The sequence below is a fragment of the Psychrobacillus sp. genome (assembly GCF_056205495.1).
The window spans coordinates 1-2,262 of sequence record NZ_JBAEAP010000512.1 but is presented as its reverse complement, the minus strand read 5'-3'; the positions used below and the strand labels follow the sequence as shown (position 1 = coordinate 2,262).

Annotated in this window: 4 protein-coding genes; 1 reads left to right on the top strand and 3 read right to left on the bottom strand. The window is 35.5% G+C overall.

Annotated elements, in window-relative coordinates:
• Positions 1-476: oxidoreductase (locus tag AC06OU_RS14625; protein ID WP_475856751.1), on the top strand; the 476-nt coding region annotated here is incomplete at its 5' end.
• An 87-nt stretch (positions 477-563) separates the two neighbouring features.
• Here the strand turns inward: AC06OU_RS14625 and AC06OU_RS14620 are convergent.
• From AC06OU_RS14620 to AC06OU_RS14610, 3 genes are all read right to left on the bottom strand, one after another.
• Complete coding sequence (locus tag AC06OU_RS14620; protein ID WP_475856749.1) at positions 564-1,019, bottom strand: OsmC family protein; 456 nt, start codon at positions 1,017-1,019, stop codon at positions 564-566.
• Positions 1,020-1,100: 81 nt separating this feature from the next.
• Entirely contained in the window at positions 1,101-1,565 is a 465-nt protein-coding gene (locus AC06OU_RS14615; protein ID WP_475856748.1) for an SRPBCC family protein, read from the bottom strand.
• Positions 1,566-1,588: 23 nt separating this feature from the next.
• Positions 1,589-2,059, bottom strand: a complete 471-nt coding sequence (locus AC06OU_RS14610; RefSeq protein ID WP_475856747.1) for an N-acetyltransferase family protein — start codon at positions 2,057-2,059, stop codon at positions 1,589-1,591.
• Between the last annotated feature and the right edge of the window lie 203 nt (positions 2,060-2,262).

The following is a 2,262-nucleotide window of genomic DNA, read 5'->3' as shown; positions in this document are numbered from 1 at the left end:
CTGATGAATACGGAAAAGATTATGCTAAATTTGGTGTGGAAGTTATAAGAGCAGTGAAAAGCGTGATACCAGAAGATATGCCTCTCTTGTTCCGTATATCCGCAATTGAGTATATTGATGGTGGCTATGGCTTGGAGCACTCACTGGAAATAGCAAAACAGTACAAAGAAGCAGGAGTGGACGTTTTCCATGTTTCCAGCGGTGGTGAAGCAAATCCAGGGAAAGTGAAGCCGGCAAATACACCTGGTTATCAAGTTCCATTTGCAAGAGCTTATAAACAAGCTTTAGATTTACCGGTCATTGCTGTAGGAATTTTAGAAGAGCCAGTTTTAGCTGAAAAGACTTTGGCAGAAGAGGATATAGAGTTGATTGCCATCGGTCGAGGTATGTTAAAAGACCCTTATTGGGCATTACATACGGAAGAAGTATTAGACGGAAAAGCAAATGTTCCAAAGGCATATAAAAGAGGATTCTAAAGCCTTAAAAGCAGAACCAAAATTGAAAACAAATATAAAAAAGCTATGGAAATTTTACGACTGTAAAATCTCCATAGCTTTTTTGCATTATATCTTGTCTGTTTGTTGAATCTCTATACCTTGAGAAACAACCTTAACACCATTAATTAAAGAGTCGAGTGCGGGACAATGATCCTCTACATATGTAATGAATTCTTCAATTTTCTCAGGCGATTCATTTGATTGAATATTAACTTTATATCTTACCTCTAAAAAACCAGGACGAATATCTGAAAGTCCAAGGAAACCATCCGTATCAATATCGCCTTCTAAATCAACAGATATATGATCGTACTGAATGCCAAATTTCTTTGCTGACATTTGCGCAACAATTGTTTGGCAGGCTCCTAGCGATGAAAGTAATAATTCTAAAGGATTCATACCTTCGTCTGTACCACCTAATCGTTCCGGTTCGTCGATGATAACTTGATGTCCGCGTGTTCCAACCTCCACTTGAAGCTTATCCACTAAATTTGCAGTTGAACTCATAGTAGTAATTGCCAATTTTATCCTCTCCATTTCTAATGATATTAGATTACAAAACTATTAAAATAGAACATTATACAACAAATTTAAAATTCCGTTTTAGCTTTTACTTTCTATGCTCTCCGCTATCCTTTTTAATTCCAGAGAACGACGTTTAATGAAATTTGTCATGTATTTTTCGAGGAATAATAAATCTGCCAACCTCCCCAGAATTCCCAAAGGGGAACGATACACAAACTCATCCCTTACCAATGTACCATTTTCTTGTCTGCTAAATTGATGGGTGTGTGTAAATGAATGGAAGGCTCCGCTTACCATAACGTCTCTAAAAGTATGAGGCTTGTCCATCTCAATAATTTTTGCAGTTAATCTTTGTCGAACACCGAAGTGTGTAGCTTCCCATGTTACACTATCTCCTTTTTCTAATAACCCTTTTACTTTACCACCAACAGCCTTTTCCTTTGTTTTTCCAGTCGTTTGAGTGTGTATGGCTACATCCCGTGATAAATCAAAGCAAAGATCTATTGGAGCATCTATTAAAATCTCATATATAATAGTTGGCATTATTTTTCCCTTTCGTAAATAGGTTAACTCTTAATTGAAGGCGTAAATGTCATTGCTTCATTACAGCTGATATAACCTTTACGTTTATAAAACTCAATACTATCATCACTTGGCCAAACGATAACAAACTCGTACTTGTTCGATTCCACCCATTTATTCACTACTGTAAGAAGATTAGAGCCAATTCCTTTGTTTCGTTCCGCGGGAATAGTGTAAACATTGGTCATATATACAAATGGATGAGTAATTCTACCTGGACGAGGAACTTTATGAATAAGCTCCATATAAATATGAGATACTACCTGTTCATTTATTTCTGCAATCCATATAACCCATGAATTACTTTCGATTGCTCGTTCCAAAAATTGGCTACATTCCATTTGAAATTCCTCTAGATCATCATCAGCCGCTTTTTTATTATGCTCTATTGTAAAATCCCAACGCATTTGAATTAACTGAGCTATATCTTTTTTCTGCGCAAGCCTGATATTCATAGCATCCTCCGTTTATGCGTAATACATTTTCCAGAAAACTACCATTAATAAGTTGCTTGTAGTTTCTCCTACTCTACAATTATAACAAGAACATTTACTTCGCTGATTTGTTTTATTAGGGAGAGTCAGTTCTTGGAAGAAAAACTTATTATTTAATAATAACTTTCCATTCAAATAAAATTAAGAAATTGCTTTAAAAATAT